The following is a 25,483-nucleotide window of genomic DNA, read 5'->3' as shown; positions in this document are numbered from 1 at the left end:
ATCAGGCGGTGGGACGGATTAACGGAGAAAGCGCAGGGGCTGGCCCTGGCAGGTGTCGTGGATTTTTCCGGCATGCCAGGCCACCTGGCCGGACACCACCGTGGTGCTGACCCAGTGGCGGAAACGTCGCTCGACGAAGGGTGTCCAGCCGCATTGCGACAGCAGCGGCTCGGCGCTCACCGGTCGCGACAGCGGCTCGCGGTTTATCAGCACCAGGTCGGCCCAGTAGCCTTCGCGCAGGTAACCACGGTCGGGAATGGCGAACAGGTCGGCGACCCGGTGGCTGGTCTTTTCCACCAGGGTGGTCAACGGCAGGACCCGTCCGGCCACCAGCTCCATCAGGGCCGGCAGTGCATGCTGGACCAGCGGCAAGCCGGACGGTGCCTCGCTGTAAGGGCGTTGTTTTTCTTCCCAGGTGTGCGGCGCGTGATCGCTGCCGATGACATCCACGCGGTTGCTCAGCAAGGCTTCACGCAGGGCATCGCGATCCGACTGGTGCTTGATGGCCGGGTTGCATTTGATCAGGTTGCCCAGGCGCGGGTAGTCGCGGTCGTCGAACAGCAAATGATGCAGGCAGACCTCGGCACTGATGTGTTTTTCACTCAGCGGCTTGTTCTCGAACAGCGCCAGTTCCCGCTCGGTGGTCAGGTGCAGCACGTGCAGACGTGTGCCATGGCGCCGGGCCAGCTCCACCGCCATTGACGAGGAGCGATAGCAGGCCTCGGCATTGCGGATCAACGGGTGCGCGTCGGGGGGAATGACACCGCCGAACAGCTCCCGCAGGTTTTCCTCGCGGGCCTTGATGGTCGGCGTGTGTTCGCAGTGCGCGAGGAGGATCGTCGGCACTTCGGCGAACAGTCTCTCCAGCACCCGGGGATCGTCCACCAGCATATTGCCGGTGGACGCGCCCATGAACACCTTGACCCCGGCCACGCTGGTCGGATCGAGGGCGGCGATGGTGTCGAGGTTGTCGTTGCTGACGCCGAAGTGAAAGCCGTAGTTGGCCACCGAATTCAAGGCGGCACGGCGCTGCTTGTCGGCCAGGGCGTCGAGGGTCAGGGTCGCCGGCTGGGTGTTGGGCATGTCCATGTAGCTGGTGATGCCGCCTGCCACCGCCGCCCGCGACTCACTGTAGAGACTGCCCTTGGCCGGCGCGCCGGGATCGCGGAAATGCACCTGGTCGTCGATCATCCCGGGCAGCAGCCATTGACCCGCGGCGTCGATTTCCTGGTCGGCGCTGGCGTTGTGGATCTGCGCGGCGAGGGTCTCGATCCGGCCATTGATGACCCGGATATCGGCATCGAATTCACGCCCCTCGTTCACCACGCGGGCGTTGCGGATCAGCAGGCTGCTCATGGTCAGAACTCGTTTTGCAGGGCCTTGTAGCCGCGCACCAGGTCAACGTTGGTCCGCGCCACGTCTTCGGAAAACTCCGAGGCGCTGACACTCACCGGCGGGAATTGCGACAGGTCGGTGCCCGGGCCGATGCGGGTGGTGGAGGGCACGTAGAAGTCCGGCGGCAGGTCGCGACCGTCCACCACCGAGTTGTGCCGGACCACGCTGCCGTCACCCACCGCGCAGTTGAACAGCACGCTGTTGAAGCCGATGAACACCCGGTCGCCGACGGTGCAGGGGCCATGGACGATGGAACGGTGGGCGATGGAGGTGAACTCGCCGATGGTCACCGCCGCGCCGGATTTGGAGTGGATCACCACGCCGTCCTGGATATTCGAATTGGCGCCGATGACGATCGGGTCCATTTCGCCTTGTGCGTTGACTTCGTCGGCGCGGATTACCGCGTAGGGGCCGACAAAGACGTTTTCACCGATCACGACTTTGCCGCAGATGATCGCGGTCTTGTCCACATAGGCGGACTCGGCGATCAGCGGTAGGTCGCCGGATGGATTCCTGCGGATCATGAAGCATTCTCCTGGGGGGCGCTGATGACGTGCACCTCGCCGTCACGAATCGCGTTGTAGAAGCAGTTGGGGCGCCCGGTGTGGCAGGCCGGGCCTTGCTGGTCGACGCGCAGCAGCACGGCGTCGCCATCGCAGTCCAGGCGTGCCTCGACCAGATGCTGGCGGTGCCCGGAGGTTTCGCCCTTGCGCCACAGGCGCTGGCGCGAGCGTGACCAGTAGCAGACCTGGCGACTCTCGAGGGTTTCGCCGAGGGCCTGGCGGTTCATCCAGGCCAGCATCAGCACTTCGCCGGTGTCATGTTGCTGGGTGATGGCGGCGATCAGTCCGTCCTCGTTCCACGGCAGTGCGTCGAGCACCGCCGCGAGAGGCCAGCGGCTACCCAGGGCGGCGCTCTCCAGATCGAGCATCGACAAGGGTGGCCGCGCGGTCATTTGCTCAGTGCCGCGTGCAGGGTGTTCATGTTGTATTCGAACAGACCGGTAAAGGTGCTGGCCGGACCTTCGGCGGCAAGGGCGTCGGAATACAGGGTGCCGCCGATCTGCGCGCCGCTTTCGTCGGCAATCTGCTGGAGCAGGCGGGCGTCCTTGATGTTTTCCATGAACACGGCCTTGACCTTGTCCTTGCGGATCTGGGTGATCAGCGCGGCAACTTCGGCGGCGGATGGCTCACGTTCGGTGGACAGGCCTTGTGGTGCCATGAACTGGATGCCGTAGGCCTGGCCCAGGTAACCGAAGGCGTCATGGGAGGTGACGATGCGACGGTTGCCGGCCGGCAGGTTGCCGAGCTTGACCTTGGCTTCGGCCAACAGGCCGTGGATCACTTTCAGGTAGGCCTGGCTGTTGCGGGTGTAGTCGTCCTTGTTCGCCGGGTCGACCTGGATCAGTGCCTTGGTGATGTTGTTCACATAGATTTCGGCGTTGGCCAGGTTGTGCCAGGCGTGTGGGTCGGGAATGGTTTCGCCGTCGTCGACCATGGTGTGGGAGATCACACCCTTGCTGGCGGTGACCACCGGTGCCTTGGTCTCGGTGCTGGTCACCAGACGGTCGAGCCAGGGTTCGAAGCCCAGGCCGTTCTTGACGATCAGCTTGGCGTTGAGCAGGGCCTTGGCGTCATCTGGCGTCGGTTCGTAGGTGTGGGCGTCGGCGTCCGGGCCGACCATGCCGATCACGGCGATATGGTCGCCGCCGATCTGCTGGGTGATGTCGCGCAGGATACTGAAGCTGGCGACCACCGGGAGTTTGTCCGCGGCTTGGGCGGTGGACAGGTTCAGTGACAAGGCCAGCACGGAGCTGAACAACACGAGTAAAGCGCGCATCGGATGAGACCTCATTGGGATGTAAGCAAGGGAGGGCGGCGCAGCAAACCGTGCACCGGACCGAAGACCACGGACAGCAGATAAAAGCCGCCAGCCACCAGCACAATGGCCGGGCCGCTGGGCAGCGAGTAGTAGAACGACAGCAGCAGACCGAGGGTGACCGAGACGCAGCCGATCACTGCCGCAATCAGCATCAGCACCGGCAGGTTGCGGCTCCAGAAACGCGAGGCGATTGCCGGTAGCATCATCAGGCCGACCACCATCAGGGCGCCGATGGCCTGGAAGCCGATCACCAGGTTCAGCACCACCAGGGTCAGGAACACGCCGTGGGCCAGGGGGCCGAGGCGGCTGACGGTTTGCAGGAACAGCGGGTCGAGGGTATCCAGCAGCAGCGGGCGATAGATCAGCGCCATCAACACCAGGCTGATGCCGCAGACCCAGAGCATGCCGGTCAGGGTCGGCCCGTCGACGGCCAGGGCCGAGCCGAACAGCAGGTGCAACAGGTCCAGGCGTTTGCCGGCGATGCCGAGGATCAGTACGCCGCTGGCCAGGGAGATCGGGTAGATCGCCGCCAGGCTGGCGTCTTCGCGCAGGCCGGTGCGGCGGGTGATCCAGGCCGAGAGCCCGGCCATGCCCATGCCGGCGCCGAGGCCGCCGATGGTCAGGGCCGGCAGGCTCAGGCCGGCGATCCAGAAACCGAGGGCGGCGCCCGGCAAGATGCCGTGGGCGACGGCATCACCGATCAGGCTCATGCGCCGCAGAATCAGGAACACCCCGAGTGGTGCGGTGCTGCAGGCCAGGACCAGCCCACCGATCAACGCCCGGCGCATGAACACAAAATCCTGGAACGGCTGCAACAGGTGGCTGGCGAACATCAACATCAGGCTACCTGCGTAATGGGTTGTTGGCGGATCAGCTCGGTACTGGGCGCCAGGACGCAACCGCTGCTCTTGATCTGCAAGGCGTTGGGGATGTGCTGGCGCACGGCGGCGAGGTCATGGCAGACCACCACCAGGGTGCGACCTTCGGCGTGCCAGGCGTGGATATGTTTCCACAGCAGCGCCTGACCATCCTCGTCGAGGGCGGCGTGGGGTTCGTCGAGCAGCAGGACCGGCGCCGAGGCCAGGCTCATGCGGGCGAGCAGGGCGCGCTGCAACTCACCGCCGGACAAGGCCATCAACGGGCGATGTTCCAGGCCGCCGAGGTGCCAGTCTTCGAGCACGGCTTGCAGGCGTTCACTGCGTTGCTGCGGGGTCTGCTTGATGCCCCAGAAGCCGGCAGCCACCAGCTCTTGCAGGCTGATGGGAAATTGCCGGTCCAGATGCTGTTGCTGCGGCAGGAACGACAGGCTGCCACGCCGTGGAACATCCAGATGGACTTTGCCGGACAACGGTTTCTGTAGCCCGGCGATGACTTTCAACAGGCTGCTTTTACCGGTGCCGTTGGCACCGATCACGGCGGTCAGGCTGCCGGCGGCGAGTTCGAAATCCACGGCGGGAGTCAGGGGCTGGCCCGGGGCGCCCCAGCGCAGGCCTTGGCAACGGATCATGCCTGCCTCCAGTTCCAGCGGCTTTCAGCCACGGCGTCATGGGCGTGCAGGCTTTCGGCATGGACTACCCGCAGGTGGAAGCCGTTGACCGCGTCCGAGCGCTTGAGTGCCAGGTTGAGGCGACGTGCCGCGTCTTCGCAGAACATCAGGTTCTGGCCGTTGGCGAGGGCGAAGGCCTGTTCGTCAGCGCGTTTCACCGCGGTCTGCACGGCGGTGCCGAGGGCGGCTTCGGCGTCGTTGATCAGGGCCTCGAAGGGAAACCGATACGTTTTTTCATCTAGATGAATATGCAATTGTGCAATGCTGCGCTGACTGTGAGGTGTGGCGACGACGCCTTGCGGTCCGCCGAGCCAGCTGAGGATGTCAGCGTGCTCCAGAGGCTTGTCGGCGAAATCGGTGATGAATTGCTGTTGGATCAACTGCCGGGCGAGGGCGGCCGAGCATGGGCAGGTTGAGGAGTAGGTCACGTCAATTTTTAGTTCCACGTGGAACACTCCGTTTTTCAGTTCGGCTAAAACACTGACTGGATAGGTTTTCCAGCCAGATAGCGGACTGACCAACGCCGGGCGTTTGAGCAGCAGATCGCTGTGGATGCGTAGGTAGGCGTTGTTGGAAAGTCCGTCGTGGCTGTCGAGAAATTGCTGCAATACTTCTCGGATCAGCGCGGGCGTCAGGTCTTCCTGCTCCAATCGTTCCAGGGCCAGGTACAGACGTGACATATGAATGCCCCGCGCTTCGCCATCGTCGAGGCTGACGCCAGCATCGGCTGTGGCGCTGAGACGGTGGCCGTCAATCGAGATCGGAAGGGCAATGCCGCACATGCCCACCCACTCGAGGGGCAAGGCTTGCCGGGATGACTGCGCGGCGATATCCGGCAGCGTCAACGCATTCATGAGCAGGTCCATCGTCGGAGGTGGAATGACATGTTATATTATAACTATTCAGTCGACGATGCCTTTTTTGCTGGGGTTTTACACAGCGACAACGAGTATGGACGCTCCCTTATCCGCGGTACCTGTTATGCATAGACGTCAGTTGCTCAACTTTTTATTGGCCGGTGCGGTGGTTTTGCCGTTCGGTGTGTCGGCGGCGCAGATCCGGGATGCGCGGCTGTGGCGCGACGGCAACAAGCTGCGGCTGGTGTTGGATCTCAGTGGTCCGATTCAATACAAGACCTTTTCCCTGACCTCGCCCGAGCGGTTGATCATCGACCTGAGCGGGGCCAAGCTGACGGGCGATTTCCGACAGTTGGCACTGAGCAACACGGTGATCCGTTCGATCCGTTCCGGGCATTTCGGCCAGGGCGATACGCGGATTGTCCTCGACCTGGCCAACCCGGTTCAGCTCAACAGCTTCCTGTTGCCGCCCGAGGGCGCGCAGGGCCATCGCCTGGTGATCGACCTGACCAGCAATGGCAGCGCCGCGGTGCCGGCGGCGGCCCTGGCAGCGGCACCGGCGGCACCGGCGGTAGCCGCGCCGCCGCCTGTGCGGCATGAGGAGGCGAGCGGCAGCCCCCATCGCAAGCGCGACATCATGGTCGTGGTCGACCCTGGCCATGGCGGCAAGGACCCGGGTGCGGTGGGTTCGAAAGGCGAGCGCGAGAAAGACGTGGTGTTGTCCATTGGCCGACTGCTGGCCAAGCGTCTCAAGCGGGAGAAGGGCTTCGATGTGCGCCTGGTGCGCAATGACGACTTCTTCGTGCCCCTGCGCAAGCGGGTGGAGTTCTCGCGCAAGAACAACGCCGACATGTTTATCTCGGTGCACGCCGATGCCGCGCCGCGTATTACGGCTTCGGGGGCTTCGGTGTTTGCCCTGTCGGAGGGTGGTGCGACGTCGACCACGGCGCGGTTCATGGCCCAGCGTGAAAACGGTGCCGACCTGTTGGGCGCTCAGAGCCTGCTCAATCTCAAGGACAAGGACCCGATGCTGGCCGGGGTGATCCTCGACATGTCGATGAACGCCACCATCGCTTCCAGCCTGCAGCTGGGGCATAGCGTGCTGGGCAGCCTGGAAGGCATCACTACCCTGCACCAGAAGCGTGTGGAACAGGCGGGATTCGCGGTGTTGAAGTCACCGGACGTGCCGTCGATCCTGGTGGAGACCGGTTTTATCTCCAACGCTCGCGACAGTCAGCGACTGGTCACGGCACGGCACCAGCAGGCGATTGCCGATGGTCTGTTCGAGGGTTTGAAGCGTTACTTCGAGAAGAACCCGCCGGCGGACAGCTATATCGCCTGGCAACAGCAGCAGGTGCAGGAAGGGTTGGTGTAGAGCGACCCAGGGGTGCCTAGCACCCCACCATCCGGTCGCAGACAAACTTCTTGCTCAACCCGCCTGAACTGGAAAAACGGTTCTGGGTGGTCCAGCCCACTCGCCGGCTGTAACCGACCCAGGCCTCGCCATCCGACGCAATCCCGGTGAAGAACGTCAGCTGCCCATAGCGGCTGCTGGTCTGCGCCCAGTAGCGCTTGCCGATCACTTCAAAGCCCTGCAGGTAAATCGTCTTGCCCTCGGTGGCGACGCCATAGGCGTTGCCCAGCCCGTCCTTGCACGCCAGCAGGTTGGCGCTGCGGGTGCAGTTCGTCTGGGTGGGGGCAGGCACCTGGGCCTCGGCATTCGCCGCCGCCAGCAACAGGACCGGCAACAGATAGTTCAGGACAGGACGCATCGGCATTCTCGGCAACGGGATCGACCCAGCATTGCGCTCTTCGTCGCGGCGAGCAAGCAGGGGATTGGATTATTTGCATTGTTATAATATAACATTAAATAAATCCCGGACCCGACCTCCCATGACTGAACACGAACTGCTCGCCCAGCCCGAGGCGGACTACATGAACGATGCCCAGCAGGGATTTTTCCGTGAGCTGCTGCGCGGCCAGCGTCTTGAGCTGCAGGAACGCATCAGCGGCGAGTTCGACCAGTTGCGCGAGCAAGAAACCAGCAGCGACCCGGCGGACATCGGCAGCGCCGAGGAAACCCGGCAATGGCAACTGCGGGTACTGGAACGCGAGAAAAAGCTCCTGGACAAGATCGATGAATCCCTTGAGCGGCTGGCCCGCGGCGAATACGGCTGGTGCCGCGAAACCGGCGAGCCGATCGGCCTCAAGCGCCTGCTGCTGCGGCCCACCGCGACCCTGTGCATCGAAGCCAAAGAACGTGAAGAGCTGCGCGAACGCCATAAACGGGCGCTTTGACCCGGCCGACCTGATGAGGAAAACCCCATGACCCAACGTCTACCCGTGACCGTGCTGTCCGGCTTTCTCGGTGCCGGTAAAAGTACCTTGCTCAACTACGTGCTGCGCAATCGCGAAAACCTGCGGGTGGCCGTGATCGTCAACGACATGAGCGAAATCAATATCGACGGCAGCGAAGTGCAGCGCGATGTCAGCCTCAATCGCGCCGAGGAAAAGCTCGTCGAGATGAGCAACGGTTGCATCTGCTGCACCTTGCGCGAAGACCTGCTGGAGGAGGTCGGCAAGCTGGCCCGCGACGGTCGTTTCGATTATCTGTTGATCGAGTCCACCGGCATCTCCGAGCCGCTGCCGGTGGCCGAGACCTTTACCTTCCGCGATGAAAGCGGCCAGAGCCTGGCGGATGTCGCCCGGCTCGACACCATGGTCACGGTGGTCGACGGCATGAACTTCCTGCTCGACTACCAGGCCGCCGAAAGCCTCGCCTCCCGTGGCGAAACCCTGGGCGAGGAGGACGAGCGCTCGATCACCGACCTGTTGATCGAGCAGATCGAGTTTGCCGATGTGATCCTGATCAGCAAGATCGACCTGATCGGCAGCCATGAACGCGAGGAGTTGATGGCGATTCTGCAGCGCCTGAACGCCCAGGCGGAAATCATTCCCATGGTGATGGGCGAGATCCCCCTGGCGAAGATCCTCAACACCGGCCGTTTCGACTTCGAGCGCGCGGCCCAGGCGCCGGGCTGGTTGCAGGAACTGCGCGGCGAGCATGTGCCGGAAACCGAGGAGTACGGCATTGCTTCCACGGCGTATCGGGCGCGACGGCCGTTTCATCCCGAGCGCTTTTTCGACTTTATCAACCGGCCCTGGGTGAACGGCAAGCTGCTGCGTTCCAAGGGCTTCTTCTGGCTGGCCAGCAAGTACCAGGAAGCCGGCAGCTGGTCCCAGGCCGGGGGTTTGATGCGCCATGGTTTTGCCGGGCGTTGGTGGCGTTTTGTGCCGAAACCGCAGTGGCCGCAGGATCAGGAAAGCGTCACGGCGATCATGGGGCACTGGACGCCGGAAACCGGGGATTGCCGCCAGGAACTGGTGTTTATCGGGCAGAACATCGACTTCGCGCAGATGACCGCGCGGCTGGACAACTGCCTGTTGAGCGATGAGGAAATGGCCCTGGGAGTCGAGGGTTGGAGCGCGCTGCCCGATCCGTTCGGTGCCTGGCATGAAGAGGAGGCCGCCTGATGCTGGCACCACGTTGGAAGGCCCTGCCGGCGATTCGGCAGGTACAGGGCGAAGCGCCGACGGTACTGGGCGAGATTCTCGACGAGGGCGTCAACCTGGCGGTCTGGCAGCGCCGGTTGCCGGGGCATATTGCCGATTTTGCGACCCTGTTGTTGTCGTTGGACGAGCCGTTGGCCGAATCCCTGAGCCTGGAGATGCCGGATGACGAGGCACGGCCGAATCTGCAGGGCCTGGCTTCGGGGTTCAGCGATCTGGAGGGCTATGAAGGGTTCTTGAGCGATGTGTCCTGGCTGGTCAGCGCTTATGCCTGTCTGCTCGGCGCGCGGCGGATCGGCCTGCGTTTGCGGGTGCTGGATAAAGCGATGTGTCCGCGTTTTCACGTCGATCATGTGCCGGTGCGGTTGATCACCACCTATGCGGGTGTGGGGAGTCAGTGGCTGGCGGAAGGGGCGATCGATCGTCGGCTGCTGGGCAATGCGGCGGCGGAGCCTGGTGAGCCGGCGCTGATCCAGCAGGTGGACAGCGGCGCCGTGGCGCTGCTCAAGGGCGAGCGCTGGCACGGCAATGAAGGTTTTGGCCTGGTGCACCGCTCGCCGCCGGTGCCGGAAGGCGAACGGCGATTGATCCTGACCCTGGATTGGTTGGCCTGATCGCGCGGGTTCACACCGTACTGTAGGAGCCGGCTTGCTGGCGATGGGGCCAGTGAATCCAGTGTTGAACTCAAGGACGCTATCGCCAGCAAGCCGGCTCCTACAGGGGATATGTGGCGGTCTTGATTACGGGGTTTGCCACTGTCCGCCGCTCTGGCTTTCACAGAACGGCTTGAGGTACGCCGCGTCCGTCGCCACGCCGTAATAGTGGATATTCTGCCGATAAGGCATATTGGCCACTTGCGCGTTGCCGCACACGCCAAACGAACCGCCCGGGCACTGCTCGACGTACTCGACCTCGACCTTCTGCCCCGGCAGGTTCGGTTGGCAGAAACCGTCGCTGAACAGCTTGGCCGGGATATTGATGTTTTCCTGGCAGACTTTCACGTCCAGCCGCTGCCCATGGCTATGTACCACACAGGCCTGGGCCAGCACCTGGCCAGAGCCGAACAGCAACGCCAGGCAGATCAGGCGCATCATTCTTTTATCTCTTTCAGACCATCGGCCCTCTATGTTGCAGAACATTCCCACCCATGTCATCGCCGGTCCGCTGGGCGCGGGCAAGACCAGCCTGATTCGACACCTGCTGGCGCAAAAGCCGGAGGGCGAGCGCTGGGCGGTGCTGATCAACGAGTTCGGCCAGATCGGCCTCGACGCCGCGCTGCTGACCCAGGGCGACGATGGTATCGCACTGGGGGAAGTGGCTGGGGGCTGTGTCTGCTGCGTCAACGGCGCGCCGTTCCAGGTCGGATTGACCCGTTTGCTGCGCAAGGCGCGGCCGGACCGGTTGCTGATCGAGCCCTCCGGGTTGGGGCATCCGGTGCAGATTCTCAAGCAACTGGCCGAGGCGCCCTGGCTGGGAGTCCTGGCGTTGCAGCCGTGCGTACTGGTGCTGGACGCCCGGGCCCTGGCGGCGGGCAAGCCGTTGCCGGACTCCCAGCAGGAAGCGCTGGGGCTGGCGGGGCTGCGGGTGTTGAACAAGTCCGAAGGGTTGGACGCGGTTGAACGGCAACGGGTGCTGGCCCGGCTGCCTGAAGGGCCCGTGCGCTGGACGGAGCAGGGTGTGTTGGGGTTGGCCGAGTTGCTCGCGCTGGAGAACGGTCAGGGTGAGCAGGCTTACACCTCTGCTGATAGCGCGCCGTCTGTCGACGCGCCGGTCAAAGCCCCACTGCCGGCGATCTGGACCGACCCGACCCAACCGATCTGCCTGGATCATTCCCAGGACGGCAACTGGAGCATCGGCTGGCGCTGGCACCCGAGCCAGTGCTTCGATACGGAAAAGCTCCAGCACTGGTTGTCCGGGCTGGATTGGTTGCGAGCCAAACTGGTTATCCACAGCCCCGACGGCTGGGTTTCCGCCAACGCTGTGGATAACTCCAGCGTGCAGTGGCAGCCCAGTGAATGGCGGCGGGATTCGCGTATTGAGCTGATCTTCGCTGAAAAACAGGAGATTGAGTCGTTAAAGGCGGGAATGGCGCAGTGTCGTTTGTAGGGCGAGCGGCGGTGAAGGTGACATCGCTATCGCCAGCAAGCCCTACAGGGTCCCGGGCTTGACGATATTTTGTGTTGGAACACCGAACTGTAGGAGCCGGCTTGCTGGCGATGGCGGCAGTGCATCTTGCATCGCAATCACTGGCGAACCATCGTCGGGCCCTTCAACGGCGCAAATTATTGTGGTCCTTGGCATGATCCTGGCGCCATTGGCTCAATTCGATCACTTCGGCGCTACGCACTTCCGGCTTGGCTTCGAACGGGTAGGGCGCCAGCTCGATATGGGCACTGTGGGCGCCGAACTGGGTGATGGTCCCGGCGTGACGCTGCTCACCGGTGACGGTGAACTCGAAGTTGTAGATCCGCGCCAGGCGCCGCCGGCCATGGGCGTCACGGACAAAACCGATGCGCTTGAGGGCGACGGCGCCATCGAGCAGCTCGATGTCGAGCTTGGCGCAGTGCTGCTTGACCCGCTCCAGCGCCCGCTCGCGCAGGCCATGGTTGTGCCAGAGCCAGGCAGCGCCGGTCGCCAGCAACATCAGCACGAACATATTTCCGAGGGTCAGCATGAACGCCACTCCAACAAAGTCAGCTCAGCTTAACTGGCTCCCCGGTCTGTCGTACAGGCTCCGTTTAGTCGCATACTCAGCGGCTTGAATCCACTGGCCTTTCTGGAATACGGAATGAAACGCACTCCCCATCTGCTCGCCATTCAATCCCACGTGGTTTTTGGCCATGCCGGCAACAGTTCGGCGGTTTTCCCCATGCAGCGTGTCGGGGTCAATGTCTGGCCGCTGAACACCGTGCAGTTCTCCAACCATACCCAATACGGGCAGTGGGCGGGGGAAGTGCTGGCGCCGCAGCGGATTTCCGAACTGGTCGAAGGGATTGCCGCCATCGGTGAACTGGGTAACTGCGACGCCGTGTTGTCCGGCTACCTTGGCAGCGCGGCCCAGGGGCGGGCGATCCTCGCCGGTGTGGCGCGGATCAAGGCGATCAACCCCAATGCCCTGTACCTCTGCGACCCGGTGATGGGCCACCCGGAGAAAGGCTGCAGCGTGCCGACCGAGGTCAGTGATTTCCTGCTGGAAGAAGCGGCGGTCATGGCCGATTTCCTCTGCCCCAACCAGCTTGAGCTCGATAGCTTCTGCGGGCGTACGCCGAGTTCCCTGTTCGATTGCCTGGCCATGGCCCGCAGCCTGCTGGCGCGGGGACCGAAGGCGGTGCTGGTCAAGCACCTGGCCTATCCGGGCAAGCTGGCGGACAGCTTCGAGATGTTGTTGGTGACTGCCGAGGGCAGCTGGCACCTGCGACGGCCCTTGCTGGCCTTCCCGAAGCAGCCGGTGGGCGTCGGCGACCTGACCTCGGGGCTGTTCCTGGCGCGGGTGCTGCTGGGCGACAGCCTGGTGGCGGCGTTCGAGTTCGCCGCTTCGGCGGTGCATGAGGTGTTGCTGGAAACCCAGGCCTGCGCCAGCTACGAGCTGGAGCTGGTGCGGGCCCAGGACCGCATCGTGCATCCGCGGGTGCGGTTCGAGGCGGAGTCGATCAGCCTGTAAGCCCTGTCTTCAGGGCTTCAGTCGCCTTCACCGTCGGCCTTGATTTCCTGGTAGCGCTTTTCCAGCTCCTGGCGAATCTGCCGACGCTGTTGCGCCTGCACGTAGCGACGCTTGTCCTCGCTGCTTTGCGGCTGCAACGGCGGTACGGCGGCCGGCTTGCGCTGGTCGTCGACCGCGACCATGGTGAAGAAGCAGCTATTGGTGTGGCGCACCGAACGCTCGCGAATATTCTCCGTCACCACCTTGATGCCCACCTCCATCGAGGTGTTGCCGGTGTAGTTGACCGAGGCCAGGAACGTCACCAGTTCGCCGACATGGATCGGCTCGCGGAAAATCACCTGGTCCACCGACAGGGTCACCACATAACGGCCGGCATAACGGCTGGCGCAAGCGTAGGCCACTTCATCCAGGTACTTGAGCAGGGTGCCGCCGTGGACATTGCCAGAAAAGTTGGCCATGTCCGGGGTCATCAAAACAGTCATCGACAGCTGGGCATTTCCGGGTTCCATAGCACGCTCACGGTTGGGTAGGCAGGGATTGGCTCAGGCACCTCTACGGGCGCTTACTTCATTTTTACAAACACTCGATAACGGGACGCCGTCGATTGGGCCATCGTCACGCTTCAAGGGATCTGTTTCTACATATTGCACCGGCTTTTTGTCGGAAGTCGCAGTGTTAACCTTCAGAAAGCCATGCCATAGAAAGTTCTCACACCAGGAACGGTGATTGCTGACAGCTCAAAAACTGTCCCATGGCCGCTTTCCCAACAGCAAGGAGCGCCACGCCATGCATGCCATCAGTTTTATCCAGGACCTGGCCGTGATCATGCTGGTGGCCGGTGTGGTGACCATCCTCTTCCACCGTTTCAAGCAACCGGTGGTGCTCGGCTATATCGTCGCCGGCTTTATCATCGGGCCGCACACGCCGCCGTTCGGCCTGATCCACGACGAAGACACGATCAAGACCCTGGCCGAGCTGGGGGTGATTTTCCTGATGTTCTGCCTGGGCCTGGAGTTCAGCCTGGGCAAGCTGTTCAAGGTCGGGGCCACGGCGTTTATCGCGGCGTTCCTGGAAATCGTGCTGATGATCTGGATCGGCTACGAAATCGGCCGCTGGTTCGACTGGAATACCATGGATTCGCTGTTCCTCGGCGCAATCCTGGCGATTTCCTCGACCACCATCATCGTCAAGGCGCTCAACGACCTGAAGATGAAGAACCAGCGCTTCGCCCAGCTGATCTTCGGCGTGCTGATCGTCGAGGACATCCTCGGCATCGGCATCATCGCGTTGCTGTCGAGCATCGCGGTCAGCGGCACCGTGAGCTCGGGCGAGGTGTTCTCCACCGTGGGCAAGCTGTCGCTGTTCATGATCGTCGCCCTGGTGGTCGGCATCCTGCTGGTACCCCGGTTGTTGGCCTACGTTGCCCGCTTCGAAAGCAACGAGATGCTGCTGATCACTGTGCTGGGCCTGTGTTTCGGCTTCTGCCTGCTGGTGGTCAAGCTGGAATACAGCATGGTCCTGGGGGCGTTCCTGATCGGCGCGATCATGGCCGAGTCCCGTCAGCTGCTGAAAATCGAGCGCTTGATCGAACCGGTTCGCGACCTGTTCAGCGCGATTTTCTTCGTTGCCATCGGTTTGATGATCGATCCGGCGATCCTGCTCGATTACGCCTGGCCGATTGTCGTGATCACCGTCGCGGTGGTGCTGGGCAAGATGCTCTCCTGCGGGCTGGGGGCGTTTATTGCCGGCAACGATGGCCGCACGTCGTTGCGGGTGGGAATGGGGTTGTCGCAGATCGGCGAGTTCTCTTTCATCATCGCGGCGCTGGGGATGACCTTGCAGGTCACCAGTGACTTCCTCTATCCGGTCGCGGTGGCGGTCTCGGTGATTACCACGCTGCTCACGCCCTATCTGATCCGTGCGGCGGACCCACTGTCGCTCAAGCTGGCGGCGGTGATGCCACGGCGCCTGGCGCGGGTGTTCGGCCTCTACGGTGAATGGCTGCGCAGTATCCAGCCACAGGGCGAGGGCGCGCTGCTGGCCTCGATGATCCGGCGGATTCTGTTGCAGGTGGGGGTCAACCTGGCGCTGGTGATGGCGATCTTCTTTGCCGGTGGTTTCTTCGCGGCGCCGATTGCCGACTATCTGGCCGACTGGATCAATGAGCCGAGCTGGCACAACGGCCTGATCTGGGGCGGGGCGCTGCTGCTGTCGTTGCCGTTCCTGATCGCGGCGTACCGCAAGCTCAAGGCACTGTCGATGCTGCTGGCGGAGATGGGGGTCAAGGCCGAGGTGGCGGGGCGGCATACCCAGCGGGTCCGGCGGGTGATCGCCGAGGTGATTCCGCTGCTGTCGCTGCTGGTGATTTTCCTGCTGCTGTCGGCGCTGTCGGCGAGCATCCTGCCCACCAGCGAGTTGCTGGTGCTGATCGCAGTGGTTGCGGCGGCGGTAGCGGCGGTGCTGTGGCGCTGGTTTGTACGCGTGCACACGCGCATGCAGGTCGCCTTGCTGGAGACCCTGGAGCAGAAGAGCGATTCGGCGGGGCATTGAGGCCCGGGCGCCGATGCCCGCCTGTAGGAGCAAGCTTGCTCGCGATCTGCCACAGGCGGCCATACGGCCATGGATCGTTGGCGCCTGTGAGATGGCTATCGCCAGCAAGCCGGCTCCTACAAGGGGTCGGTGTCGAGCGGGGGCAGATCAGCTTTCCAGCCAGACATCCCGCGCCCAGTGCCACACCGATTCCCAGGACTCTTCGGTGATCAACTCTTCTTCGCCGGACCACAGCACCACGGTGCCGTCTTCCTCGACGCAGTAGTAGTTGTCACCGTCCTGGCAGATCGGGATCAGGTCCCGTGGCACCCCGGAGTCCCAGGCATTGGCCGCCACATCGGGCAGGTAGGTGTGCGACTGCGGATCAGTCACCGTCACCGGTTCCAGGCTGCCATACACCACGTCACTGACGGTCAGCAGGAATTCCTTGAAAACGAAGGGGATGTTGATGAACAACTCCTCCTCGACTTCGACCAACTGATCCTCGTCGGGCAACTCCAAAGGCACCGGCACGGGTTCGTTGGCTTCACGCAATTGTTCAATGACTTCTTCCACGGCCTCAATCCTCTTGCTTTATGGCGCGGTTCGTATCACGGGTCTTATACAGTAGCTTGCAAAAAGTACAATTGTGAAATGCAAAACCCCGGACAGGTCCGGGGTTTTTGTAGCTTTTTTCAGCGCGCGCCGTGGATCAGCCGTTCTGGCGGATACCGGCCACCAGCCAAGGCTGGTTGTCGCCCTGTGGACGCTCCATGTTCCAGCTTTCGCTGAAGGCTTCGCCCTGGTCGAAACGCGAGTTCTTCGACACGCCGCTGAAGGTCAGGGTGGCGATGGTCTTGTCGGCGCGATCGTCCAGGCCGTCCAGCTGCACGTGCAGGTTGTCGATGTAGGTGGACTGGAAGCCGTCGCCTTCGTTTGCCCGTTCCTGTTTCAGGAACTGCAGCATCTGCGGGGTGACGAACTCGGCAATCTTGTCCATCTCGTTGGCGTCCCAGTGCTGCTGCAGCGACTGGAAGTGGCTGCGGGCGGCTTCCAGGAAGCGCTCTTCGTTGAACCAGGCCGGTGCGTGGATCTCGCGGCGCAGGGCAGCGGGGGCGGAACCACCGAAGATCGCGTTCTGCGGCTGAGCCGGTTGCTCGAACACTTCACGCTGGAACGGCGCGCCGGCCGGAGCCATGTGCTCCTGCTGCTTGCGTCGACGGGCGGCAATGAAGCGGAAGATCATGAAGGCGATGACCGCCATGATCAGGATGTCGAAGAACTGCATGCCCTGGAAGCCGCCGCCCATGAACATGGAGGCGAGCAGGCCGCCGGCGGCGATGCCGGCCAGAGGGCCGAGCCAGCGCGAAGCACCGCCCGCTTTGGCAGCAGCGCCCGCGGCACCGGCAGCACCGGCGGTCGCGGCAGCAGCGCCGGCACCCGCAGCTGGGGCCATCTGGCTGGTTTGATGGCTGGGCGCCGAACCCATGCTTTTGCCGCCGCCGAAGCGTTTGGCGTTCGCGTCGAGGCTCATCGTCAGACCGATGCAGAGCGCCAAGGCGATACTGAGAAAACGTTGCATAAGGGTATTCCCGTTTGTGGAGTGCACGCGCGCCATACTGCACAGGTGAAATGTTACTGGCTAGCGCGAGAGTGTTTCCGGCTTTTGCCTGATCCTCCCATGCCTCACCTGAAGGTTTCATGAAAGGCCATTACGCCGATGCCGTTTGTTTCGTAAGACGAGTCGATAAGCGCTGAGTGAAATGTTCCCGGCTAACGTCGGAGAGCCAGCATGACCACGCCGGCGGTAATCAGGCCGATACCGCCCCATTGACGCAGGTCGAGCTTCTCGCCCAGCAGCAGTACGCTGATGACGGCGACGAACACCACGCTGAGTTTGTCCACCGGGGCCACCAGCGAGGCCGGACCGACCTTCAGGGCGCGGAAGTAGCACAACCACGAAGCGCCGGTAGCCAGGCCCGACAACAGCAGGAACAGATAGCTCTTGGCGGAAATCGAACTCAATGACTGATATTGGCCCGTTGCGTACAAAATCAAGGCCAGGCTGACCAATACCACGATGGTTCGCAGCAGGGTGGCGAAGTCCGAGTTGACGTTATCGATGCCGATTTTGGCGAAGATCGCCGTCAGGGCAGCGAAAGTCGCCGACAACAAGGCCCAGAATGTCCAAGAGGAAAAGAAGCCTGAACCCATGCCGTGTCACGACCTCGCTTGAATGATTAGACGTGCGGGGGCGTGCTGTCAGCGTTTCCACACCAGGCGTGGAAACGCTTGAACATCACGATCAGACCGCTTCCAGCTTGGCGTAGCCGAGCATCAGCCACTTGCTGCCTTCGCTGAAGTTCACCTGGACCCGGGCCTGGGCGCCGGCGCCTTCGAAGTTTAGGATCACGCCGTCGCCGAAGATGCTGTGGCGTACAGTCTGGCCGAGGCTGAAGCCGGTGTCCGGAATATCGCTACCGCCGAACAGGCTGCTGCCGGCCTGGGCCTGGGCGCCGCCGAACGGTCGGCTGACGCTGTTGGACAGGCGCACTTCCTGGATCAGCCCTTTCGGCACTTCGCGGACGAAACGCGAGACCTTGTTGTAGGTCTCGCTACCGTACAGGCGTCGGGTTTCGGCGTAGGTCAGCACCAGGTTCTGCATCGCCCGGGTAATGCCCACGTAGGCCAGCCGGCGTTCTTCCTCAAGGCGGCCGGGTTCTTCCAGGCTCATCTTGTGGGGGAACAGGCCTTCTTCCATGCCCACCAGGAACACGTAGGGGAATTCCAGGCCCTTGGCGCTGTGCAGGGTCATCAGTTGAATGCTGTCTTCGTGCTCGTCGGCCTGGGTGTCGCCGGCTTCCAGCGATGCGTGGCCGAGGAAGGCGGCCAGCGGCGTGAGCTCGGCGTCTTCTTCGGCGGCCTCGAAGTTGCGGGCGGCGCTGACCAGTTCCTCAAGGTTTTCCACCCGGGCCTGGCCTTTCTCGCCTTTTTCCGCTTCGTGGTAGGCGATCAGCCCGGACTGCTCGATGACCACCTGGGTCATCAGGTGCAGCGGCATGTCCCGGGTTTTCGCCGCCAGGTCCTCGATCAGTTCGACAAACACCCCCAGCGCGCCGGCGGCGCGTCCGGTCAGGCCCTTGTTGGCGACCAGCTGGCGCATGGCTTCCCACATCGACAGTTCGCTGTGGCGGGCGTGCTCGCGAATGGCCTCGACGGTCTTCTCGCCGATGCCGCGGGCCGGGACATTGATCACCCGCTCCAGCGCCGCGTCGTTGCCACGGCCTTCCAGCAAGCGCAGGTAGGCCATGGCGTTCTTGATTTCAGCCCGTTCGAAGAAGCGCTGGCCGCCGTAGATGCGGTACGGAATACGTTCGCGCAGCAAGGCTTCTTCGAGCACCCGGGACTGGGCGTTGGAGCGATAGAGAATGGCGATATCGCTGCGGGCCAGGCCGGTTTTCAGGGCGCTTTCGATGGTTTCCACCACGTAGCGCGCTTCGTCGTGTTCGTTGAAGGCGGCGTAGAGGTTGATCGCCTCGCCGTCGCCGCCATCGGTCCACAGCTCCTTGCCCAGGCGCCCGGTGTTGTGGGCGATCAGGGCATTGGCGGCCTTGAGGATGCCGGCCGTGGAGCGGTAGTTCTGCTCCAGGCGGATGGTCACGGCGTCCGCGAAGTCGGCGGAATACTGGTGGATGTTCTCGATTTTCGCGCCGCGCCAGCCGTAGATCGACTGGTCGTCGTCGCCGACCACCATCAGGCTGTCGCCGCCCTGGGCCAGCAGGCGCAACCAGGCGTACTGCACGGCGTTGGTGTCCTGGAACTCGTCCACCAGGATGTGCCGGAAGCGCTTCTGGTAGTGCGCCAGCAGGCCCGGATGGTCGCGCCACAGGTCCAGGGCGCGCAGCAGCAGCTCGGAGAAGTCGATAACCCCGGCGCGGGCGCAGGCGGCCTCGTAGGCTTCATAGATGCTGCGCATGGTCGCCAGGAACAGGTCGCCGCTGGCCTGGATATGCTGCGGGCGCAGGCCCTCGTCCTTCTGGCCGTTGATAAACCACTGGGCCTGGCGCGCCGGCCAGCGCTGTTCGTCGAGGCCCAGGTCGCGGATCACCCGCTTGACCAGCCGTTGCTGGTCGTCGCTGTCGAGGATCTGGAAGGTCTGGCTCAGGCCGGCTTCCTGCCAGTGCGCCCGCAACAGGCGGTGCGCCAGGCCGTGGAAGGTGCCCACCCACATGCCGGCCGGGCTGATGCCCAGCAACTGCTCGATGCGATGGCGCATCTCGGCAGCGGCCTTGTTGGTGAAAGTCACCGACAGGATCGAATGGGACGAGGCGTTTTCGACCTGGATCAACCAGGCGATACGGTGCACCAGCACCCGGGTTTTACCCGAGCCGGCACCGGCCAGGACCAACTGACGGCCAACGGGGGCGGCTACGGCCTGGCGTTGGGCATCGTTGAGGGAGTTCAGCAGAAAGGAGAGATCATCGCGCATCGACGCATTCTAGGGTGCTGGGCCTGGGCGGGCAAACCCTAATGCTGAGCGGCGGCTCTTGAGCAGGGACGCGCACCGTGGCAGATAAAAAGATCAGCTGTGACGACCGGTCAGTCATCGGCTACAGGTGGCGGCGTGTCTTGCTCTGACCCCGGACAAGGGGGCCGGCTGTCGGCAAATTCATTACATTTTATGACCTGGGGCAGTTTGGTCCTGCCGGATGCTTGTGTATGCTCCTGCCACGTTTATGGCTAACCATTATAAGAATACTGCCCATGACCCAGAGCTTTGACGCGCTGAGCCCCTCGATGGAGGCTGGGCGGGTTATCCGCAAGCAATTCGCCACCGAGCTGACGGTCGAGCGTACGCGCCTGCTGTACCAGGGGTCGTTGCTGCCGACTTTATTCATGTTGTTGAACGGTCTGGTCTGCGCCTGGTTGCTCTGGAGCCCGCAGCGCTACCTGCTGGTCAGCGTCTGGCTGGTGTGGTTGATGGCGCTGGTGGCCTTGCGCGTGATCCAGGTGGCGGCGTTCGATTCGGCGATGCCCAGTCGCCAGGCCCAGCCGATCTGGCGTCGGACCTTCCTGCTGGGTTCGGCGGTCAGTGGCCTGACCCTGGCCTGCGCCGGCATCGCCCTGGTGCCCACCGACAGTTTTCTCGAGCAGGCCTGGGTCTTCGGCCTGATCGGTGCCGCGACCCTCTCCGCCAGCGTGGCCTACGCCGTGAGCATCCCGGCGTTCCTGACCTTTACCTTGCCCTGCCTGTTGCCGGCCATCGTCTATCTGTTCTGGGGCGGGACCGAGGAGCAACAAGGCTGGGGCTGGCTCGGGCTGATCCTGCTGGTATCGCTGAGCGTGGTGGCGTTGCAGGTCAATCGGCTGATCCGACGCGGCCTGTTGCGGCGCTTCCAGAACCAGGCGCTGATCGAGAGTCTGCAACAGGCGCACACCCGCAGCGAACAACTCAATCTCGAACTGGCGCGGGAAATCGAGCAGCGTCGCCGCGCCGAACAGGAGCTGCGCGACGCCCAGGTCGGCCTGGAAAGCCGGGTGGTCCAGCGCAGCCTGGAGCTGGATGCGGCGAACAAGGCCCTGAGCAAAAGCGAAACGCGCCTGGCCCTGGCGTTGCAGGCCAGCGCCCTCGGGCTGTGGGACTGGAACCTGCAGACCGACGAAGTGCATCACACCCAGCTCAAGGAGCTGTTCGGCCTTGATCCGGAATACGTGACGGCCATGCTCAGCCACCTCAAGCCGCGCCTGCACCCCGAGGATGTCCCGGCACTCAAGCGCGCGCTGGTGGAACATTTGAAGGGCCGCACCGAGGACTACCTGATCGAGTACCGGGTGCGGCATGGCGATGGTCACTGGGTCTGGATCGAAGACCGCGGCCGGGCGGTCGAGCGCTCCACCAGCGGTCGGGTGTTGCGCATGGTCGGCACCCGTCGCGATATCAGCACGCACAAGGAACAGGAAGCCCTGCGCCAATTGGCCGCGACGGTGTTCGAGGCGGCCAGCGAAGGCATCGTGATTTTTGACCCCAATTACAGCCTGCTGGCGATCAACCAGGCCTTCAGCCGGGTGACCGGTTACCTGCCCGAAGACATGCTCGGGCGCAATGTGGTCGACCTGCCGGGCAGTCGCGATGCCCGGCGTCACTATTCGACCATCCACCAGGCCCTGGAGCAGCACGGCAGCTGGCAGGGCGAACTGGTGGAGGCGCGCAAGAACGGCGAGCTGTACCCGCAATGGCTGCAACTGAATGTGGTGCGCGATACGCGGGGCCATGTCAGCCATATCGTCGGCTTCTTCGCCGATCTGTCGGCCCGCCGCGAATCCGAAGAGCGCATGCGCTACCTGACCCACTACGACGAACTGACGGGGCTGGCGAACCGTTCGTTGTTCCGCGAACGCCTGCACGAGGCCCATCAGCAGGTTCGCCAGGGTGGCCGCAGCCTGGCGCTGCTGCACATCAACCTGGACCGTTTCAAATTGCTCAACGACAGCCTCGGTCATGAAATCGCCGACCAGTTGTTGCAGCAGATGGCCCGGCGCCTGGTCAATGCCTTGCCGGAAGCCAACACCATCGCCCGTTTGTCCGGGGATGAGTTCGCCGTGTTGTTCGACGCCTACGGCAATCTCTCCAGCCTGGCGCGGGTGGCGACGCGCCTGCTCGGCAAGCTGCGGGTGCCGGTGACCATCGACGAGCATGAACTGGTGGTCAGCGCGTCCATGGGCATCAGCCTGTTGCCGGACAATGCGCGGGAAATACCAGTGCTGCTCAGCCAGTCGAACATCGCCATGCAGCACGCCAAGCACCTGGGCGGGAACAACTTCCAGTTCTACACCGAGAGCCTGCAAGCCAGCACCCTGGAGCGCTTGCAACTGGAGAACCAGCTGCGCAAGGCCATCGAAGAGCGGCAACTGAGCGTCTTCTACCAGCCCAAGCTGTGCCTGGCCACTGGGCGGATGAACGCCGCCGAGGCGCTGGTGCGTTGGGAGCATCCGACCCTGGGCCAGGTGCCGCCGGCGGACTTTATCGGCCTGGCCGAGGAAACCGGGCTGATCGGGCCGATCGGTGAGTTCGTCTTGCGCCAGGCCTGCTGGCAGGCGTGCGAGTGGCAGCGCGACGGGCTGGCGCCGATCCGGGTGTCGGTGAACCTGTCGGTGCATCAGTTGCGCCAGGGCAAGCTGGTCAGCCTGGTGCGCCAGGTGCTGGAGGAAACCGGCCTGGCCCCGGAACTGCTGGAGCTGGAGCTGACCGAAAGCCAGCTGCTCGACAGCGTCGAACACATCATCGCCACCTTCCAGCAGCTGCGCGACCTGGGGGTGAAACTGGCCATCGATGACTTCGGCACCGGCTATTCGTCCCTGAGTTACCTCAAGCGTTTCCCGGTGGACTACGTGAAGATCGACCAGAGCTTTATTCGCGGCCTGGGCGAGGGCAGTGAAGATGCGGCGATCACCCGGGCGATCATCGCCATGGCCCACAGCCTGGAACTGAAGGTGGTGGCCGAAGGTGTGGAAAACCAGGAACAACTGGATTTCCTCAAGGCCCAGGGTTGCGATGAAGTGCAGGGCTATCTGATCAGCCGGCCGGTGGCGGCGCAGGAATTGATGCGACTGCTGCGCAATGGCTTTCCCTAGGCGCCGACAGGGGCTACATGCTCCCTGCGCTACGGTAGCGGGGAGGCCGGTTACGTAATGGAACGGGCAATCCGCGAATTCTTGTAGTATAACTACAAGACTGCTACATCCCAGGCATTCGCCCATAACAATGAGTCCAGTCCTTTGAATCTGTTGCAACACATCGCCCAGTCTCGCAACCTGCTGCGCAAGTCGGAGCTCAAGGTTGCCGATCACGTCCTGCTCGATCCAGCGGCGGTGATGCACAGTTCCATGGCTGACCTGGCCCACAGCGTGGGCATCAGCGAACCGACCATTGTGCGTTTCTGCCGGGCCATCGGTTGCTCGGGTTTCCAGGACCTGAAACTGAAGCTGGCCCAGAGCCTGGCGGCCGGCGCCAGCTTCGGGCAGTTCGCGATTCACGAAGACGATTCGGTGGCGGACTACAGCCTGAAGATCTTCGACACCACCCTGCATACCCTGATGGACGTGCGCGAAAAACTCGATCCGGCCGCGCTGCAACGGGCCGTGACCGCCATGTCGGCGGCGCAGCGGGTGGAGTTCTACGGCTTCGGCGCTTCCGGTGCGGTGGCGGCGGATGCCCAGCACAAGTTCTTCCGGTTGCTGCTGACGGCGGCGGCGTATTCCGACCCGCACATGCAGGCGATGTCGGCGGTGACGCTCAAGCCTACCGACGTGGCGATCTGCATTTCCCAGTCGGGCCGTTCCAAGGACCTGCTGATCACCGCCAACCTGGTACGTGAAAGCGGCGCGACCCTGATCACCCTGTGCCCGAGCCAGACACCGCTGGCCGAGCTGTCGACGGTGAACCTGGCCATCGACGTGCACGAAGACACCGAGATCTATACCCCGCTGACCTCGCGTATCGCCCACCTGGTGGTGATCGATGTGCTGGCCATGGGCGTGGCCATGGCCCGTGGGCCGAGCCTGGTGAATCACCTCAAGAGCGTCAAGCGCAGCTTGCGCAGCCTGCGCTTGTCGCCCAAGTCGGTGAAAGCCCTCGACGACTGAGGTCCGCTTACTCCCTGCGTCGGATGGGCCTGTGTGGCGAGCCCGCTCGCCACAGGGGCAATTTTCATCTGCCTGTCACGTGGTTGCCGCCAAACCGTCATTGCTCCCGTCCACTCTGTAACTCCCGTACCCAACCTGGGAGACTCGAAATGGCCCGGCACCACGAAGAGCAAAGCAGCGTCAAAACCCGTCGGCAGCAGGAAGATCAGCGCCGCATGGAATTTCGTCGCGCAATCGAAGACCGCACCGAACTGCGCCAACTGCAACAGGAAATCGCCGCACTCAATTACTGGCAGGCGGATGCGGCATCCGACCGTCGAAGCGCTCAACCAGCCCGCTGATTTGTAACCGTTCACTGCGAATAAACCCCAGGAACGCATGGGCGACCGGTGACAGGCGTTTGTCCTTGGCCTGAACCAGGCACCAACTGCGATAGAGCGGCAGTTCTTCCACCGGCAGTTCTCGGAGCACGCCGGTCGCCAGTTCCAGGCTCAGGGCATGGCGCGTCAACAGGGCCAGGCCCAGCCCCGCCACCACACACTCGCGCTGGGCTTCGCCCGAGGTCACTTCCAGTGTCTGCGAGAAGTGCACGCGTTTCTCCTTGAAATACTCCTCGCACGCGATCCGCGTTCCCGACCCCGCTTCGCGGATCAACAGCGTATACGGCTCCAGGTCCTGCAAGCGCAGCGGGCCGCCGTGGCACAGCGGATGATCCGGCGGCGCCACCGCGACAATCGGGTTGTTCAGGAACGGCAGGAATTCGAGCCCCATGTCCTGGGGCACCATCGACATGATCAGCAGGTCGTCACGGTTGTCCGAGAGGCGCCGCAGCGCCTGTGCGCGGTTGACCACCGTCAGGTGCAGGTTGACCTCGGGATGCTGGCGCTTGAACGCGGCAAACAGGTGCGGCACGAAATACTTGGCGCTGGATTCCACCGCCAGTTTCAGCTGCCCCTGCAGCGAGCCCTGCATGTCCGAGAGCTGCATATCGAGGTTTTCCAGCCGCCCGAAAATGTCCCGGCTGGCCCGCTGTAACGCTTCAGCCGCTTCAGTCATATAGAGCTTTTTGCCGACGTAATCGAACAACGGCTGGCCGATCAGCTCTTCCAGCTGACGAATTTGTAGGCTTACGGCCGGTTGTGTGAGAGACATTTCATCAGCTGCGCGACTGTAGGAACGCAGATCGCAGACCTCATTGAAAATCTTGAGTTGACGTAATGTCATACGCATCAAGGACTTACGCATTTTATAAACACTCATGAGGGCCGCGAACCGTTCAACTATAAGCTTTTGCTTATGAGCGACCCAATAATTATTGATTTTGGTTTATCACTGGGGAGGTCTAGTGTGGACTGCGCGACTGGCTTGAAACATTTAGTCACGCGCCGACCCGTTTTTCCG

At 63.0% G+C, this 25,483-nt stretch carries 26 protein-coding genes; 10 read left to right on the top strand and 16 right to left on the bottom strand.

The features are described from left to right. Positions 1–18: 18 nt before the first annotated feature. Genes CWE01_RS07395 through folE2 form a run of 7 tightly spaced genes read right to left on the bottom strand, consistent with a single transcriptional unit; the run spans position 19 to position 5,676 of the window. Positions 19–1,356, bottom strand: coding sequence for a dihydroorotase (locus tag CWE01_RS07395; RefSeq protein ID WP_100939874.1), 1,338 nt, complete (start codon positions 1,354–1,356; stop codon positions 19–21). A 2-nt stretch (positions 1,357–1,358) separates the two neighbouring features. Then, the gene (locus CWE01_RS07390; RefSeq protein ID WP_100939873.1) at positions 1,359–1,919 is read right to left on the bottom strand and encodes a carbonate dehydratase; all 561 of its coding nucleotides are present in this window, start codon (positions 1,917–1,919) and stop codon (positions 1,359–1,361) included. After that, positions 1,916–2,350, bottom strand: coding sequence for a phosphoribosyl-AMP cyclohydrolase (gene hisI, locus CWE01_RS07385; RefSeq protein WP_100939872.1), 435 nt, complete (start codon positions 2,348–2,350; stop codon positions 1,916–1,918). Before hisI ends, CWE01_RS07390 begins: the two co-directional genes overlap by 4 nt. Continuing rightward, complete coding sequence (locus CWE01_RS07380; protein ID WP_100939871.1) at positions 2,347–3,234, bottom strand: metal ABC transporter substrate-binding protein; 888 nt, start codon at positions 3,232–3,234, stop codon at positions 2,347–2,349. Before CWE01_RS07380 ends, hisI begins: the two co-directional genes overlap by 4 nt. Positions 3,235–3,245: 11 nt before the next feature. After that, on the bottom strand, positions 3,246–4,112 hold the full coding sequence (locus tag CWE01_RS07375) for a metal ABC transporter permease (RefSeq protein WP_100940051.1): 867 nt from the start codon (positions 4,110–4,112) through the stop codon (positions 3,246–3,248). Between the two features lie 2 nt (positions 4,113–4,114). Further along, positions 4,115–4,783: a metal ABC transporter ATP-binding protein gene (locus CWE01_RS07370; protein ID WP_100939870.1), complete on the bottom strand. Its 669-nt coding sequence runs from the start codon at positions 4,781–4,783 to the stop codon at positions 4,115–4,117. Next, positions 4,780–5,676 (bottom strand): GTP cyclohydrolase FolE2, encoded by an 897-nt coding sequence (gene folE2, locus CWE01_RS07365; RefSeq protein WP_100939869.1) that lies wholly within the window; start codon positions 5,674–5,676, stop codon positions 4,780–4,782. Before folE2 ends, CWE01_RS07370 begins: the two co-directional genes overlap by 4 nt. Before the next feature lie 127 nt (positions 5,677–5,803). Here folE2 and CWE01_RS07360 point away from each other — a divergent pair, with 127 nt between their 5' ends. Continuing rightward, on the top strand, positions 5,804–7,054 hold the full coding sequence (locus CWE01_RS07360; protein ID WP_100939868.1) for an N-acetylmuramoyl-L-alanine amidase: 1,251 nt from the start codon (positions 5,804–5,806) through the stop codon (positions 7,052–7,054). A 16-nt stretch (positions 7,055–7,070) separates the two neighbouring features. Here CWE01_RS07360 and CWE01_RS07355 read toward each other — a convergent pair whose 3' ends face one another. Beyond that, positions 7,071–7,451: a glutamine synthetase gene (locus CWE01_RS07355; protein ID WP_100940050.1), complete on the bottom strand. Its 381-nt coding sequence runs from the start codon at positions 7,449–7,451 to the stop codon at positions 7,071–7,073. 121 nt (positions 7,452–7,572) lie between these two features. Here CWE01_RS07355 and dksA point away from each other — a divergent pair, with 121 nt between their 5' ends. The 3 genes from dksA to CWE01_RS07340 are packed head-to-tail and all read left to right on the top strand — an operon-like array spanning position 7,573 to position 9,863. Beyond that, entirely contained in the window at positions 7,573–7,977 is a 405-nt protein-coding gene (gene dksA / locus CWE01_RS07350; RefSeq protein ID WP_100939867.1) for an RNA polymerase-binding protein DksA, read from the top strand. Positions 7,978–8,004: 27 nt separating this feature from the next. Beyond that, entirely contained in the window at positions 8,005–9,213 is a 1,209-nt protein-coding gene (gene zigA, locus CWE01_RS07345) for a zinc metallochaperone GTPase ZigA (protein ID WP_100939866.1), read from the top strand. Then, on the top strand, positions 9,213–9,863 hold the full coding sequence (locus CWE01_RS07340) for a DUF1826 domain-containing protein (RefSeq protein ID WP_100939865.1): 651 nt from the start codon (positions 9,213–9,215) through the stop codon (positions 9,861–9,863). Before zigA ends, CWE01_RS07340 begins: the two co-directional genes overlap by 1 nt. A 126-nt stretch (positions 9,864–9,989) precedes the next feature. Here CWE01_RS07340 and CWE01_RS07330 read toward each other — a convergent pair whose 3' ends face one another. Further along, on the bottom strand, positions 9,990–10,340 hold the full coding sequence (locus tag CWE01_RS07330) for an NADH:ubiquinone oxidoreductase (RefSeq protein WP_177410463.1): 351 nt from the start codon (positions 10,338–10,340) through the stop codon (positions 9,990–9,992). 34 nt (positions 10,341–10,374) lie between these two features. Between CWE01_RS07330 and CWE01_RS07325 the strand changes: the two genes are divergently transcribed. Beyond that, positions 10,375–11,355, top strand: a complete 981-nt coding sequence (locus CWE01_RS07325) for a GTP-binding protein (RefSeq protein ID WP_100939863.1) — start codon at positions 10,375–10,377, stop codon at positions 11,353–11,355. 163 nt (positions 11,356–11,518) lie between these two features. On the opposite strand, the gene CWE01_RS07320 is transcribed toward CWE01_RS07325, so the two are convergent. After that, positions 11,519–11,923: a DUF3301 domain-containing protein gene (locus tag CWE01_RS07320; protein WP_100939862.1), complete on the bottom strand. Its 405-nt coding sequence runs from the start codon at positions 11,921–11,923 to the stop codon at positions 11,519–11,521. A gap of 114 nt (positions 11,924–12,037) precedes the next feature. Between CWE01_RS07320 and pdxY the strand changes: the two genes are divergently transcribed. Continuing rightward, positions 12,038–12,910 (top strand): pyridoxal kinase PdxY, encoded by an 873-nt coding sequence (pdxY, locus tag CWE01_RS07315; protein WP_100939861.1) that lies wholly within the window; start codon positions 12,038–12,040, stop codon positions 12,908–12,910. A 17-nt stretch (positions 12,911–12,927) separates the two neighbouring features. Here pdxY and CWE01_RS07310 read toward each other — a convergent pair whose 3' ends face one another. After that, positions 12,928–13,419, bottom strand: coding sequence for an acyl-CoA thioesterase (locus tag CWE01_RS07310; protein ID WP_100939860.1), 492 nt, complete (start codon positions 13,417–13,419; stop codon positions 12,928–12,930). A gap of 277 nt (positions 13,420–13,696) precedes the next feature. Between CWE01_RS07310 and CWE01_RS07305 the strand changes: the two genes are divergently transcribed. Next, the gene (locus CWE01_RS07305; protein WP_100940049.1) at positions 13,697–15,460 is read left to right on the top strand and encodes a cation:proton antiporter; all 1,764 of its coding nucleotides are present in this window, start codon (positions 13,697–13,699) and stop codon (positions 15,458–15,460) included. 147 nt (positions 15,461–15,607) lie between these two features. Here the strand turns inward: CWE01_RS07305 and CWE01_RS07300 are convergent, their stop codons facing one another. The 4 genes from CWE01_RS07300 to uvrD form a co-directional block, all read right to left on the bottom strand. Beyond that, on the bottom strand, positions 15,608–16,015 hold the full coding sequence (locus CWE01_RS07300; protein ID WP_017129371.1) for an SMI1/KNR4 family protein: 408 nt from the start codon (positions 16,013–16,015) through the stop codon (positions 15,608–15,610). A 136-nt stretch (positions 16,016–16,151) separates the two neighbouring features. Continuing rightward, on the bottom strand, positions 16,152–17,021 hold the full coding sequence (locus tag CWE01_RS07295) for a Tim44 domain-containing protein (RefSeq protein ID WP_100939859.1): 870 nt from the start codon (positions 17,019–17,021) through the stop codon (positions 16,152–16,154). Between the two features lie 191 nt (positions 17,022–17,212). Continuing rightward, positions 17,213–17,653, bottom strand: a complete 441-nt coding sequence (locus tag CWE01_RS07290) for an EamA family transporter (protein WP_100939858.1) — start codon at positions 17,651–17,653, stop codon at positions 17,213–17,215. Between the two features lie 91 nt (positions 17,654–17,744). Then, entirely contained in the window at positions 17,745–19,928 is a 2,184-nt protein-coding gene (uvrD, locus tag CWE01_RS07285) for a DNA helicase II (RefSeq protein WP_100939857.1), read from the bottom strand. Positions 19,929–20,203: 275 nt separating this feature from the next. On the opposite strand from uvrD, the gene CWE01_RS07280 reads away from it, so the two are divergent. The 3 genes from CWE01_RS07280 (at position 20,204) to CWE01_RS33810 (ending at position 24,423) form a co-directional block, all read left to right on the top strand. Then, a complete protein-coding gene (locus CWE01_RS07280; RefSeq protein ID WP_100939856.1) occupies positions 20,204–23,071 on the top strand; it encodes a bifunctional diguanylate cyclase/phosphodiesterase in 2,868 nt (955 codons plus the stop codon). Positions 23,072–23,215: 144 nt separating this feature from the next. Next, a complete protein-coding gene (gene hexR / locus CWE01_RS07275; protein WP_040071809.1) occupies positions 23,216–24,082 on the top strand; it encodes a transcriptional regulator HexR in 867 nt (288 codons plus the stop codon). Between the two features lie 149 nt (positions 24,083–24,231). Beyond that, the gene (locus tag CWE01_RS33810; RefSeq protein WP_100939855.1) at positions 24,232–24,423 is read left to right on the top strand and encodes a PA3496 family putative envelope integrity protein; all 192 of its coding nucleotides are present in this window, start codon (positions 24,232–24,234) and stop codon (positions 24,421–24,423) included. On the opposite strand, the gene CWE01_RS07265 is transcribed toward CWE01_RS33810, so the two are convergent. Beyond that, on the bottom strand, positions 24,365–25,327 hold the full coding sequence (locus CWE01_RS07265; RefSeq protein ID WP_100939854.1) for a LysR family transcriptional regulator: 963 nt from the start codon (positions 25,325–25,327) through the stop codon (positions 24,365–24,367). The genes CWE01_RS33810 and CWE01_RS07265 overlap by 59 nt on opposite strands. Positions 25,328–25,483 lie beyond the last annotated feature (156 nt).

Origin of the sequence: Pseudomonas sp. QS1027, from assembly GCF_002814235.1 — a bacterium.
Lineage (GTDB): Bacteria > Pseudomonadota > Gammaproteobacteria > Pseudomonadales > Pseudomonadaceae > Aquipseudomonas.
This window is presented reverse-complemented; position numbering and strand designations above follow the sequence as displayed.